This window comes from Paenibacillus sp. CECT 9249 (assembly GCF_918697855.1).
Taxonomy (GTDB): domain Bacteria; phylum Bacillota; class Bacilli; order Paenibacillales; family Paenibacillaceae; genus MSJ-34.
The window spans coordinates 1-12877 of the sequence record NZ_CAKKLI010000076.1 but is presented as its reverse complement, the minus strand read 5'-3'; the positions used below and the strand labels follow the sequence as shown (position 1 = coordinate 12877).

General features: G+C 51.4%; 12 protein-coding genes. 5 read left to right on the top strand and 7 right to left on the bottom strand.

Features of this window, described 5'->3' with window-relative positions:
* Positions 1 to 230: 230 nt before the first annotated feature.
* Genes LQ229_RS26130 through LQ229_RS26120 form a run of 3 tightly spaced genes read right to left on the bottom strand, consistent with a single transcriptional unit; the run spans position 231 to position 4341 of the window.
* Positions 231 to 1463: a response regulator gene (locus LQ229_RS26130; protein WP_230193332.1), complete on the bottom strand. Its 1233-nt coding sequence runs from the start codon at positions 1461 to 1463 to the stop codon at positions 231 to 233.
* Positions 1429 to 3297 carry a sensor histidine kinase gene (locus LQ229_RS26125; RefSeq protein WP_230193331.1) on the bottom strand — a complete coding sequence of 623 codons (1869 nt, stop codon included), beginning with the start codon at positions 3295 to 3297 and terminating at the stop codon, positions 1429 to 1431. Before LQ229_RS26125 ends, LQ229_RS26130 begins: the two co-directional genes overlap by 35 nt.
* A 30-nt stretch (positions 3298 to 3327) precedes the next feature.
* Positions 3328 to 4341 (bottom strand): substrate-binding domain-containing protein, encoded by a 1014-nt coding sequence (locus LQ229_RS26120; RefSeq protein WP_216540787.1) that lies wholly within the window; start codon positions 4339 to 4341, stop codon positions 3328 to 3330.
* Positions 4342 to 4565: 224 nt separating this feature from the next.
* Here LQ229_RS26120 and LQ229_RS26115 point away from each other — a divergent pair, with 224 nt between their 5' ends.
* Both LQ229_RS26115 and LQ229_RS26110 read left to right on the top strand, forming a co-directional pair.
* Complete coding sequence (locus LQ229_RS26115) at positions 4566 to 5729, top strand: peptidylprolyl isomerase (RefSeq protein ID WP_230193330.1); 1164 nt, start codon at positions 4566 to 4568, stop codon at positions 5727 to 5729.
* A gap of 26 nt (positions 5730 to 5755) precedes the next feature.
* Positions 5756 to 6724: an MraY family glycosyltransferase gene (locus LQ229_RS26110; RefSeq protein WP_230193334.1), complete on the top strand. Its 969-nt coding sequence runs from the start codon at positions 5756 to 5758 to the stop codon at positions 6722 to 6724.
* A 63-nt stretch (positions 6725 to 6787) separates the two neighbouring features.
* Here LQ229_RS26110 and LQ229_RS26105 read toward each other — a convergent pair whose 3' ends face one another.
* The 4 genes from LQ229_RS26105 to LQ229_RS26090 all read right to left on the bottom strand — a co-directional run bounded on the left by LQ229_RS26105 (position 6788) and on the right by LQ229_RS26090 (position 11290).
* Positions 6788 to 7459, bottom strand: a complete 672-nt coding sequence (locus LQ229_RS26105) for an MgtC/SapB family protein (protein ID WP_230193333.1) — start codon at positions 7457 to 7459, stop codon at positions 6788 to 6790.
* A 158-nt stretch (positions 7460 to 7617) separates the two neighbouring features.
* Positions 7618 to 8751 (bottom strand): Ger(x)C family spore germination protein, encoded by a 1134-nt coding sequence (locus tag LQ229_RS26100; protein WP_230193329.1) that lies wholly within the window; start codon positions 8749 to 8751, stop codon positions 7618 to 7620.
* Positions 8748 to 10196, bottom strand: coding sequence for a spore germination protein (locus LQ229_RS26095; protein ID WP_230193328.1), 1449 nt, complete (start codon positions 10194 to 10196; stop codon positions 8748 to 8750). The genes LQ229_RS26100 and LQ229_RS26095 overlap by 4 nt, the downstream gene beginning before the upstream one ends.
* Positions 10193 to 11290: an endospore germination permease gene (locus LQ229_RS26090; protein ID WP_230193327.1), complete on the bottom strand. Its 1098-nt coding sequence runs from the start codon at positions 11288 to 11290 to the stop codon at positions 10193 to 10195. Before LQ229_RS26090 ends, LQ229_RS26095 begins: the two co-directional genes overlap by 4 nt.
* A gap of 199 nt (positions 11291 to 11489) precedes the next feature.
* Between LQ229_RS26090 and LQ229_RS26085 the strand changes: the two genes are divergently transcribed.
* Genes LQ229_RS26085 through LQ229_RS26075 form a run of 3 tightly spaced genes read left to right on the top strand, consistent with a single transcriptional unit; the run spans position 11490 to position 12802 of the window.
* Positions 11490 to 11867, top strand: a complete 378-nt coding sequence (locus LQ229_RS26085) for a methyltransferase domain-containing protein (protein ID WP_230193326.1) — start codon at positions 11490 to 11492, stop codon at positions 11865 to 11867.
* 51 nt (positions 11868 to 11918) lie between these two features.
* On the top strand, positions 11919 to 12194 hold the full coding sequence (locus LQ229_RS26080) for a hypothetical protein (protein ID WP_216540794.1): 276 nt from the start codon (positions 11919 to 11921) through the stop codon (positions 12192 to 12194).
* Positions 12176 to 12802 (top strand): SBBP repeat-containing protein, encoded by a 627-nt coding sequence (locus tag LQ229_RS26075; protein WP_230193325.1) that lies wholly within the window; start codon positions 12176 to 12178, stop codon positions 12800 to 12802. The genes LQ229_RS26080 and LQ229_RS26075 overlap by 19 nt, the downstream gene beginning before the upstream one ends.
* Positions 12803 to 12877: the final 75 nt, after the last annotated feature.

The following is a 12877-nucleotide window of genomic DNA, read 5'->3' as shown; positions in this document are numbered from 1 at the left end:
ACTTTCGTCGATACGCTTCTACGTACAGATTTCGCCATACGTAGGTATCCTAGCTACGCGGGGGCTTGGCCCTTCCCGCGACCGGACTTTCACCGGCTAGAAGATGCGTGCTTAGCTGGGCACGCCACGCAAAAAAGCCGCCCCGCAAGATCCGTTCGATCTTGCGGGACAGCCTATGCCGTACTCCGCCTATGCGTTTCGCTTTGAATTTCACCGCCTGCCGCTGCCGATTACGTCGCCTTCTCCGGATCGTCGTCGCAGAAGGCCGCTCCCCTCCGATACCGGTTGGGCGAGACGCCAATCGCTTTTTTGAACGCGGTGCTGAAATAATGCTGCGTATCGTAGCCGACCAGTTCGGCGATTTCGTTAATTTGCAGGTCGGAGGCGTTCAGCAGACGGACCGCTTTCTCCATCCGCATCTGCGTAAGCAAATTGACGAAGGACGTTCCGAGCTCCTGCCTGATGATGCGGCTCAAGTATACCGGCGACACTTGCAGGGAACAGGCGAGCGCTTCCAATGAAAATTCCCGGTCCGCGTACGACTCCCGAATATGCCGGTATGCGCGGCGGACGATCGGCGAAAGCCGGGATTCCTGGTAGACGTTCTGCTTGCATTCCCGGTACACGGCCGCAATATCGGTTAATCCGCCGTTCGTTTCTTGAAACTGCAATTGGACCGAAATATTGAGGTACGACCGGACCGCCTGCTCGATACCGGCGAATAGCGTTTCCGGCGCCTTGCCCCATAGGCTGACAACGATCCAGCCCGCCGCGTCGCGGAACATCGCGTTCCGGTACGGCGCAAGCAATTCCGCAGTTATATTTTCGATAGCGAAAAGAAACAATTGCCTGTCGCTTTCCTTCCATACCGCCCGATTGCCGTTCCCCTCCGGCCAACGAACGACGACAATCATGTCGGGCGCAGCAGCCGGCAAACCGAGAAATTGCAGTTGTTCCACGATTTCCGCCTCGGTCAAGTTTCCCTCGATCCATTCGAGACAAAACCGTTCTCGGATCAGCGAGAAATTTTTCGTAATTTGTTCGGACGCCATCTTCAAATATTCGCTTTGTTTGGCCTCCGACTCCAGCCTGCCGCGCACATGGGCCATAACGCGCGTCAATTGTTCGGGATTTGCCGGCTTCAATATATAATCCTCCACCTGCAGCCGGATCGCCTCCTGCGCATAGGCGAATTCGTCATGTCCTGTAATAATGACGATTTTGCTTCCGGGCAACCGCTCCCGAACCCGCTTCATCAACGTCATGCCGTTCATGATCGGCATATTCAGATCGACGAGCAAAATATGCGCTTCATGCGCAAGCGCCAGTTCCAGCGCCTCTTCCCCGTCCTCCGCTTCCGCTATCACTTCCATGCCGAGCGCCGGCCAGTCCACCGCCTCGCGTATGCCTTCGCGAATAATCGGTTCGTCATCGGCGATCAACACTTTCCAAATCGCTTCCATCTTCGTTCACCTCTGTCCTCTCCTTATGCCCGGCCCGCTCCCGAATGATCGGATGTATCATCGTGACCGTCGTTCCCGTATCCGTTTCGCTGTCGATATATAAACCGTAAGCCTCTCCGAACGTCAGCTTCAATCTCGCCTGAATGTTCATCATGCCGTACCCATGCGTTTGCCCCGTTTCCCCGGGCTCGTCTTCGGCCGCGAACGAGGCGTTCAGCCGTTCCCGCAAAGAGAATAAACGGCCGACGGGCATCCCTTTGCCATCGTCGGCAATGCGGATGATCAGATGGCCGTCATGCTCATCGGCCTCGATCAGAATATGTCCCGGCCCTCTCCGCTCCTTAATGCCGTGATAGATGGCGTTCTCCACGATCGGCTGCAATATGAGCTTCAGCACGGAAACGCGTTGGACGCCAGGCGCGACGTTCAGCGTAAAGTTCAATTTATCTTTATATCTCGTTTGCTGAATTTGCAAATAACTGCGAATATGCTCGATTTCGTCGGCGAGCGGGATCACGTCGCTTCCCCTGCTCAAGCCGATGCGGAACAATTTGGACAGCGATTCGACCATTTGGGCCACATCGTCGGCTCCTTTTTTGCGCGCCATCCAATGGATCGTGTCGAGCGTGTTGTACAGAAAATGCGGCTTAATATGCGCCTGCAAGCTGCGCAGTTCCGCTTCCCTCTTCTGCCGTTCCTGCAGTTCCGTCAACGACAGAAGCTGCTTGATCTTCACCAGCATCGCATTAAAGCTGCGGCCCAGCATGCCTACCTCGTCCGTCCGGTCTCCCCAATGCCGTATCGTCAAATCGCCCGACTCCGCTTTTTGCATGAAAGACATCAATTGGCCGATCGGCCTGGACATCGAGTATGATAAATAGGAGGAAGCCGCGATGCCGAGCAAGCATACGATAAACACGAAGCTGATCACATAAAAACGGATTTCCCTTACCTCCATAATCGAATCCTCGGCGGAGAACACGCCGACGGTCGTCCAATCGGTAAACGTCGATTTGCGGTAAATGATTTGCAGCCGCTTCCCGTCGATCTGTTTGGAGAAATTGCCCGAGCCGCTCTCGCCCAACCACTCGGCCGGTATTTCGCCTATAAGCGGTTGCGACGGAGAATAAATGCCGTTCCCGTGCGCGTCGAGCACCATTAAATACCCGCTTTTCCCCAAGCGAACGTCCTTCGCCGCTTCGGCGATTACCCTCAGCTTCAAATCGACAAGCACGACTCCCTTCACTTCCTGCGTATCCGGATCGAGAATCGCCCGTACGACGGAGACGACCTCCGTATCTTTGTAGTTGACATGATTGGCGACATTTCTGCCGACGGGATGGCCAACGATCGTAAAGATTCCTTTATGGTCGACCGCTTCCCGGTACCATGCTTCTTCCGTCAGGCTCTTGTCGCTGCGCGCGTACATTTCGTTGCTGATGTATTCCCCCCGGCTGTTCGTAATTAATATCCCGGCAACTTCAGGATAAAGCGTTGTAATGCCTTGCAAAAATTTGCGGATGCCGTAACGATCGTCCTGCTCCGCCTGCTCCCGTTCGCCGTCGCCTTCCATAAACCGCATAATATCCGAATTGAATGAAATGAAATACGTCATGTTCTGCATATTGCCAATATACGATTCCAGCGTCTTGTTCACTTTGCCGATCAGTTGCAGCGTATTCTCGTTCGTTTGCCGCTCGATAATGTGGCTCGCCGTCCAATCGATCAACACGCCCAAACCGATGGACGGCAAGATGCTGATCAGCAAAAAATGAATAATGAGCTTATAGCGGATCGGCAAGTTGTTCATCTGAAACCAGTTCAGCTTCTTCATCGTCAACAACCCATTTCCCCGGCTTGGATGTTATTTCGCGTAATAATGCTGCACATTCTCTTTCGTTACGACGGCAATTCCCGTGTCCACGCGAAGCGGCAGCGGAGATACGTCCGATTGCGCGCCCGCGCCCGGAGGCGTCAGCCCGTGATGCATATGGAAAAGAAATTGCAGCGACCAATACCCCATGTTCCAGGTGCCTTGCGCCATCGTCGCGGATATCGTCCCTTCCTTCACCATATCCAGCGTCGCCTTGTCGGTATCGAAACTAATGATATGCAATTTGGACGTTCCGGGCAGCAAGCGCACGGCCTCCCCCACGCCTACGCCTCCGTTCGCTTCCGTCGCGAAAATGCCGGCCAGTTCCGGATAGCTCGCCATAATTTCGGTCGCGGCTTCTTTCGAAACGACCTGATCGCCTTTTCCGTCCCTTACCTCGACGACCCGCATGTCGGGAAACTCTCTGGCAATCGTATCTTGAAAGCCTTGCGTCCGTTCCATATGGTTAAATTGATTGGGCGAAGTGACGACCGCTACCTGTCCGCGCCCGCCGAGCAATTCGGCCATTGTGCGTGCCGCCGTCTCGCCCGCATTGTAGTTGTTCGTCGCCAGGAAAGATAGCGCCTTGCTGCCGGGAGCGCCCGAATCGAACAGCACGACGGGAATTCCCGCATCCACCGCTTTGTCGATCGTCGTAGTCAGCGCATCGGCATGGATGGCCGAAATAGCAATGCCGGCCGGTTTTTTCGCAATAATCTGCTCCAGCACAGTTACCTCTTCGTGAACGTCGTATTGTGTCGCCCCGCGGTATTCGACGGACACGTTCAACGCCTGGGCCGCATCCTCGAAGCCTTTCAAGCAGCTTTTCCAATACTCCATTCCGGATTGAAACGTAACCAAATAATATTTCTCGTCGATTTCCCCCCGCAAACCCGCGTCCATCTGGCCCCAAGGATTGCCGGCGGAATCTTTGGCGTAATAGTTCAATAAATAGATGAGAAACGTCCCGATCAGCAAAACGTAGACAAACAGTAGCTTTTTCACCGCTGTAACCCCTTTCAACAATGTGCGGACGAAATCTAAGTCTATTATATTACATCATTCCGAAAAGTCATTGAATCGGGGCATAAATCGACATTTTATTTTTTAGCTTATTTTAAGGTTCTTTTAAAGTTGGCTTAATTTCGTTAATATAGAGTTATGCTAATGTGCAAAAGCAGGAAAAAAGTTGAAAAAGATCAAATCGGGGTTGTATGAAAGGGGAAAACATGGAAAAAGACCAGGGCAAGCGTCCGGAAGACGATTCTATCGAACAAAATGAGAACGAGGACGCGCAAGAGAGAAATACAAACGAGCGGCAAGCCGCAAATCCCCAAGGGGAAGATATGCGGGAGCCCGGCGGCGAAGATGCGCGGGAAGCTCAAGCAACCGCCGGCGGCATCGAACGGCACGACAATCAACCGGTATCGGATGACGGCCTTTCTTCCGTTCCTGCGGAAGCGGTTGCGGCGGCCGGAACCCGCAGATCGAGCGTTCCATGGATGGTGCTGTCCGCAGTGCTGCTCGCTGCGGCCGTCTACTTCGCCGTCGCCAATCCGTTCGGCAAGAGCGAAGTGGTGGCGAAAGTGAACGGAGAAGCGATCACGAAGGATCGGCTATACGATACGCTTGCCAAATATAACGGCGATGCCGCCCTGCAGCAGATCATCTCGGAGACGCTGCTCGACCAAGCGGCCAAACAAGCGAACGTCACCGTGACGGATCAAGATATTGCCGAGGAAATCAATCATCTCAAAAACTCGTTTCCGAGCGAGGACCAATTCAATATGATCTTGGCGCAGCAAGGAATGACCGAGGAAGACTTGAAAGAAAACATGCGCGCACAGGTCAAAATCAATAAAATTTTCGAGCCTAATATCAACATTACCGAAGAAAGCGTCAAACAATTTTTCGATGAAAACAAAGATATGTACGGAACGCCGGAGGAAGTGCGCGCTTCGCATATTTTGGTAGATACGAAAGAAGAGGCCGAGGAGATTTTGAAACAATTGAATAACGGGGCGGATTTCGCCGAGCTGGCGAAAGAGAAATCGCAAGATCCCGGTTCGAAGGATCAAGGCGGAGATCTCGACTTTTTCGGCAAAGGCGAAATGGTTCCCTCTTTCGAAGAAGCCGCGTTTGCATTGAAGAACGGCGAAATCAGCGGCATCGTCGAATCCAGCCACGGCTTCCATATTATTAAGCGAACCGATTATAAGCCTGCGGAACCCGCCAATTTCGAAGACAAGAAAGAAAATATCAGGTACCAGTTGTTTGCGGAAGAGGTCAATAAGCAATTTCAACCGTGGTTTGAGAAGCTGAAATCCGAAGCGAAGATCGAAAACTTCTTAAGCGAAACTCCGTCGCAGGAAGCCGCGCCTTCCGGACTGTAGTTTTCCAACTAATCATTTAAACGGTGGTGATTGTCATTTTATTTGCCATTGCATTCATAGTATCTTTTATGATCGTATATTTGCTTATCCCTCCGCTTGGGAAAATGGCATTTCGCATCGATTTTGTAGACAAGCCCAGGAAGGATTCCGAACGTAAAATCCATCGCGAACCGATTCCGCTTACCGCCAGTTATGCTATTTTTATCGGATTTTTTGCCACTTATCTGTTGGTCGCGAGACAATTTACGATGGAAACCGCCGCGATCTTGGCCGGGGGAATATTGCTCCTCGTCATCGGCACAATCGACGATTGGTACAAGACGAAAGGCAAAGACTTTCCCGCGCTGCCGAAACTGATCGTTCAAGTATCCGCAGCCGTGCTCGTGTATGCATCGGGCATCGCCTTTACCGGATTTTATAATCCTTTTACAAGCGAATATGTGCTCTTGCCGGTTTGGCTGCAATTTATTCTTACGATCTTATGGATTTTCGGCGTTACGACCGTCATTAATTTCTCAGACGGGATGGACGGTCTGGCCGGCGGATTGTCCGCCATTTCCGGCGTCACGCTGTTCGTCGTGGCGCTCGCCAAAGGCCAAACGATTCCGGCGATGCTGGCGATTACGCTGGTCGGCGCGACCGTCGCGTATTTGCGTTACAACAAACCTCCCGCCAAAATCTTTATGGGAGACGCGGGCGCGACGTTCATCGGATTTATTCTGGCCGTGATCGCGCTGGACGGCGCCTTCAAGCAGGCTACCGTATTGTCGTTGTTTATTCCGATTTTGGCGCTCGGCGTGCCGATTTTCGATAATATCTTCGTCGTCGTAAGGCGCTTCTTGCAAGGGAAATCGATCTACCAAGCGGACGCGAGCCAAGCGCATTACCGTCTGCTGCGCGCGGGGCTGAATCATAAGCAAGTCGTCATGTTCCTATGCTTGGTCAGCACTTGTCTTTGTTTATCTTCGATTATTTTATTGTTGATCCAGATATAAGCGTACGGAATACAAAAGAAAGCCTCCTTCGGCATTGTCGCCGAATCGGAGGCTTCTTCTTGTTTACTGCACTTCAAACGCTTTGATGGCCGGTATGGCTTGGATAATGGAAAATAGCTGTTCCGTATTACATTGGGCCGGCAGCTTCACAGTAAGCTCAAGCTCGAGCTCGCTCATATCCCCCGCGTTTCGTTCCGCTTGGAAATGAAGAATGATAATATGCTTTTCTTTCAGCGCAGTTTGAATTTCATCGAGGACGCCCGGCGTATCGTCGATTCGAATATGGATTTGCTCGGTCTTCGGAGTAGCCAGCCAGTGAAATCCGCTGTGAAGCACTTTTTGCGCGATCAGAATCATAAGGGTAACGCCCAACCCGACCCAATAGAGACCGGCGCCGATTGTCATGCCGATGCCCGAAGTCGCCCATACGCCCGCTGCCGTCGTCAAGCCTTTGATCGTTTGCTTTTGCATAAAAATCATGCCCGCGCCCAAAAATCCGATTCCGCTTACAACTTGCGCGGCGACACGGGAAGGATCGAGACCGACGCCGGTCCAGCTTGCCTGATCCTGAAAGCCGTATTTGGAAATCACCATCATTAACGCCGAGCCGATCGCTACAATTAAATGAGTTCGAATCCCCGCTTCCTTCATCCTGCTTTTGCGTTCATACCCAATTAACGCGCCGCAAATGCCTGCAACCAGAATCCGGAATAAATAAGCGTATTGCACTTCCATCACCGTCCCGTCTATGCGTTGATGTATGTAAAAACGCCGCCATTCAAAAGCAATGATGGCGTTAAGCAAGGAATAAAATGGCACTCTAAATGATACCATACTTTCCCTGGTTCATTAACCGTCAACAGCGAAAAAAATGGGTTCGGCGCATCCAACATCTACAGCTTCTGGATTCCCGCATGCTTAATCTTTACTTTCACATCGATGTCGATCGAATTGTCATCGAGCCGCAATTCCTTCCCGTACTTTTTCCATTGCGCATTCGCCGTCCGATATAACGTATGCCGCAACGAATAAATGTCCGTATTCGAATGAAGCGCGAAGGAATAGGTTTGCAGTACATGCTTGCGGATTTCCTCTTCCGCCATTCGTTCCGCTTCCGCTTCGGACATCTTGCGCAACAGTTCTTCGACTTCCCCTTGTATGTTAATTTTGATGTTGAAACGAGGTTTTCCGTCTTTCGTCGCAACCGTCACTTTTTGCTGCGGACGACCGAGCGTCAAAACGATTTGAGGCGCGTTGCCCTTCTGGATATATAACGGGGCTTCCACTGTTTTCCGGCTCATCCAACGATAACCGCGCAGCCGTTCTTCGGGAAACCAGCCTGACTGTCTCCGGTTGTAAATGGCGTATAAGCCGTTAATTTGCAACTGAGGGGTGATCTGAAGGTCTTTCTCCCAACTTTCCTTGTTAATCGTAATGGACGGAACGAGCACCGTCATTCCGGGTTCACGCAACAGGGCGATAAATTGCTGCAGCCTGACGGAAGGAATGTACGAACGTTGCGAATAGACCTCGTTAGGCTCATGAAGCAGCGTCAGCATCGGCGACATGTCAAAAATCGGCGATACCGAGAAAATTCGGTCGATCGGCTCCTTCGTGCCGAACACCCATAACGTGTTGCGCATTTCGCGGTAGCGAAGGATGCTGTCAAGCAAACTCACTATATCTTGCTTCATAATGTTGTCGCTAAATACGATGGCGGTAATATGTTCCCATACGATTTTCAATTGAGACGCACTTAGTACGTCATAAAACGCCAAGCCGAGCGTGCTTCCGACCCCTTTGCCGACCCAAATCGGCGCTTTCCCTCTCGGTTTTCCCACTTCCTGTTTCGCTACATTGGAAAAATCCAACGACTGGACATATACTACATATTTGCCGTCGACGAAATCGATACCCAGTGCCGTTAGGTAGGCGTTCTCCTGTATATCCTTAATATCCCAACAGCCGGACAGCAGTACGGCAAGCATGGAAACGCAGCAAAGGACCGAAACGGTTCTTCGGATCATTGCGATTCACCTCCTGTGCGCGTGTCGTCAATCGGGTCGTAAATAGTCGGGCGCTTCGTCATTTTGTTAAGCGGTTTGGCAAAGAGCGCTTTGAGGATTTCGCCGAATTTCGGAGGCGAGATCGGCGCAAGAAGCGGATGTCCAAACGATTCCAGGGTGGATACGTATAAAACGATAGACATCACTCCTAGAAAAAATCCGTACATGCCGAATACGGACGAAAGAATCAGCACATAAAGGCGCAGTACGCTAACGGTTCCGCTTAACGATTGATTAACGAGCGTAAACGTCGCCACGGCCGTCACCGCGGCGGCAACCAGCATCGTCGGGGAGCCGATCCCCGCCCGAATAGCGGCGTCGCCCACAATCAAGCCGCCGACGACTGCGACGGTTTGGCCGACCGCTCTCGGCAGCCGTATGCCGGCTTCCCGGAACAACTCGAATAAGCCGAGCATCAAAAACATCTCCATCGGAGCCGACAGCGGAATGCCCAATCGGGAATTGGTGATCGTCGCCAGCAACGGAAACGGAATTTGATCCAGGTTAAAGGCGACGAGCGCCACCCAAAAGCCCGGCACGAAAATAGCCACAATAAGCCCCAAAAGGCGGAGAAACCGTTCCAAAAACACGAAATAGTACGGAAAATGGCTATCCTCCGGCGATTTCAACATCAGAGTAAGGTTGCCTGGAGCGATCAAGGCCATGGGCGATCCTTCCGTAAAAATGATAAATCGTCCGCGAACCAGGCATTCCACCGCATAATCGGGCCTGCCGATGTAATCCACAAGCGGGAAGAGAGAATAAGACGAATCGCTCATCGCCGTTTCCAGTTGGGCGCTGCTTGTCAACGAATCGATATCAATGCCATTCAGCCGATGCCGGGCTTCCCGAATGATATCCGGATTGGCGACATCGTAAAGATACAATAACGCGACTTTCGTTTTGCTGCGTTTGCCGATCATGAATTGTTCGTAATGCAGCGATTCGGTTCGCAATCTTTTCCGTATTAACGCCACATTCGTTCCGACTTCTTCCGTAAAGCCGTCCCTCGGCCCTTTAATCGAAATTTCGGTATTCGATTCATCCGGTTCGCGATGAGGCGGCTCCGCGATATCCAGCGAATACGCTTTATTCGTTTCTTCGTGCCAAACGACAAGCTCCCCGTTGAACACTTTGGAGGCGAGCGCCTTCGGGTCATGATCGGAGAGCGGCGCGAACGGAAGGATTTTGTAGTCGTCCGGTTCGAAAGCCGTTCCCGATCTTCTAACCATTTTGTCTAGATTCGGCAGTACGGTTTGGGAAATGAGCTTGACATTCGCCATTCCTTCGCACCAGATTAAGGTCAAGGATACCGTACGTTCGCGAGTGCGGTAGCGATACGACTCAAATTTCACATCCGCACAGCTTGCAAAAAACCGCTTGATCTCGTCCAATTGCAAATTCACTGCGCATTCCCCCATTTGCGGCGATTCAGTAAGGCGAGTACCCACAAAATAATGGATACGGCGACTATAACGGGTATAACGACAGGAAAGTATGTTCGCAACAACAGTCGCTGAAAATCGATATCGCTGATTTGAAGCATGACAAGCGAAAACGCGAGCAGCGCCGTAATCAGGCAAAGCGCCTTTTTGAGCCTGGGCTTTTGCAGCGGCATTAGATCGCAGGCAAGAAAAATGGCGAGCGAAATTCGAATAAAGGATCCCGACAACCATTGATAGATCGAAAGAAAATCGACATGTTCAATATATTTGCCAACCATGACGAGCCGCCACTGTTCGAATGCGGGGTAACGCTGCCGCGCGCTTTCGATCGGGCCGAATGCGGCGATGGATCCGAGATACGGTCCGATCGTCAAGCCGGCCAACATGACGGCCAGGATCGCAATCGTTACAAATCCCATACGTTTCGAGGAGATATGATGCTGCATCAAGGCAAGCATGAACAATTCGATAAATCCGCCGCCAACGTACAATGCGCCGTGGATGGCGGGAACGATGCCATGTTCTAATACGGGCCGCAGTAAAGTGTAATCTTTATACTGGAAGTTGGCGCTCATGACAAAATATCCGAATATGACGACAAACGGCAGCAGAATACCCGAGCAAATCGCAATCGAACGCAAGCCCGCCAAGGCGCACAGCATGCATAAAACGACTAAAGTCAATGCTACGATAAAAAACGGGGTTCTCGGCAAATACGTGGCGTTGGTCCACATGCTAGTATCGTACAAGGTCACGAAAACGATCGATAGAAGATAACAATAAATGACGAGCGTCACGATCCAGGCGATCGCCGAACCCGCCGCCTGCTTCATCCATGGAAACAGCGGAGTGCTCCCCTTCTTCTTCATGATCCAATAGACGATCGGCAGCCAGAGGAGACAAAGGAAGAGCGCCATGATAATGCTCAACCATCCGTCTCTGCCGGAAGTCTGGATCAGCATAGGGATCAAAATGACATGATTAAACATGCCCGCGGAGAGGAGCATAATGAATATGGCCTGAATGTTGGTGATGCTGTGTTTTGCCTGGCTCATGTCAACCATCCTCAACAATGAACTATGAATTCCGGTCCCGGAACGATTATATTATGTTCAAACAAATGGCAATGTATTCCGTTTCGAACCGAGCGGGCGAAAAACGGGAGGGATGCTTGACTAAAGACAAACGCATATACATCTTGTCTCGAGAGAATATGATGTAGAAGAGTGATTCGAGTCGGAGGTTGATTGGCAGATGAGAATTGATTTGGGCTGCGGGAATAATAAATTTAGAGACTGCATTGGAATCGATCGGATCGCTTACCCTAATACGGATATTGTACATGACTTCAACCGGCGGCTCCCGCTCGAAGATAACTCGGTTGATTTTGTAATGGCTTCCCATAGTTTGCAGTACGTAGACGATCTTCATGCCGTCATGGAAGATATCTACCGGGTTTGCCGCCACAAAGCGATGGTTTGCATTGTGGCGCCGTATGCCCATGTTACTTCCCATATCGTTAATCCGCAATATAAAGAGTTGTTCAATGAACATTCTCCGCGGTTCTGGACGAAACATGCCAAGACGGCGATTGACAATGATGACTTCCTATTTTCTCCGAAAGATTCTTAGTCGTTGCAGGACGAAGGTAGCGACTTAAATATCGATTTCAGGGTTCTTCGGATGGAGTTTTTTTATTTCACGCCGTTCAGGCTAGGCTATGACCAGTTCGAATTGTCCCTTCTTCGACAGTCCCAATTTAATGTTGCCTTTCAAATTATGTACCAATTGGTTGTCGTCAAACAACCCATGAGCGACGAGGAGCAAGAAGGGCTGGCGTTGTTCTTGCAGTTTCTTGGCGCGAACGCCGGGGTGCAGATCGAGGGCCGCCGCCAGAGCTTGGAGAAAGTCAACTTCCTGGTCGGTAACGATCCGGAGAAGTGGCATACCGGCCTCTAGAGGTCGTCTATCGGGAGCTGTGGCCGGGCGTCGATCTGATCTTCTATGGAGAGGACGGGAAGCTGAAATATGATGTGACGGTTCAGCCCGGCGCGAGGCTGGACGATATTCAGTTCGCTTACCGCGGCGCGGAACGGTTGTCCCTGGATGAGGAAGGGAATCTCCTTATCCATACTCCATATGGGATCTTGATTGAGGAGCGCCCGGTCAGTTATCAAGAGATTGACGGCAAGAAGGTCGTTGTGGAAAGCCGCTTTGTCGTCAAGCAAAATGCTCATGGAGAACTTGTCTATGGTTTCGAAGTCGGACATGGTTATCATCCTGATTATGGCGTGGTTATTGATCCGTCGATCGCGTACTCTACCTATCTTGGCAGCACTTCAGCATCGACGGATACTGCAGCCATTGCGGTGGATGCGTCCGGACACGCCTACGTGGCCGGGACCTCCGGTCCCTCTTTCCCCGTTACGCCGGGCGCTTTCAACCGGTGTTTGCCGGCGACCGGGATGTCATCGCGGCCAAGCTCGATCCGACGGGGTCTTTTCTTATCTATTCCACCTCGTATAGTATCTTTTGAAAGCTCTTATAGGTTAGTTTCCATCCCCTGAGGGGGATGGAAAACGGCCTCGAAATTTCCAGGCTCGTTCTTTGAAAATTTCATCTGGGACTGGACTTTCCGGCAT

Excerpts from the sequence above, each read along its gene's own strand:
- LQ229_RS26130 (WP_230193332.1), bottom strand. The coding sequence starts at position 1,463 with ATGGAAGCGATTTGGAAAGTGTTGATCGCCGATGACGAACCGATTATT.
- LQ229_RS26125 (WP_230193331.1), bottom strand. The coding sequence starts at position 3,297 with ATGAAGAAGCTGAACTGGTTTCAGATGAACAACTTGCCGATCCGCTAT.
- LQ229_RS26115 (WP_230193330.1), top strand. The coding sequence starts at position 4,566 with ATGGAAAAAGACCAGGGCAAGCGTCCGGAAGACGATTCTATCGAACAA.
- LQ229_RS26105 (WP_230193333.1), bottom strand. The coding sequence starts at position 7,459 with ATGGAAGTGCAATACGCTTATTTATTCCGGATTCTGGTTGCAGGCATT.
- LQ229_RS26100 (WP_230193329.1), bottom strand. The coding sequence starts at position 8,751 with ATGATCCGAAGAACCGTTTCGGTCCTTTGCTGCGTTTCCATGCTTGCC.
- LQ229_RS26090 (WP_230193327.1), bottom strand. The coding sequence starts at position 11,290 with ATGAGCCAGGCAAAACACAGCATCACCAACATTCAGGCCATATTCATT.
- LQ229_RS26085 (WP_230193326.1), top strand. The coding sequence starts at position 11,490 with ATGAGAATTGATTTGGGCTGCGGGAATAATAAATTTAGAGACTGCATT.
- LQ229_RS26080 (WP_216540794.1), top strand. The coding sequence starts at position 11,919 with ATGGAGTTTTTTTATTTCACGCCGTTCAGGCTAGGCTATGACCAGTTC.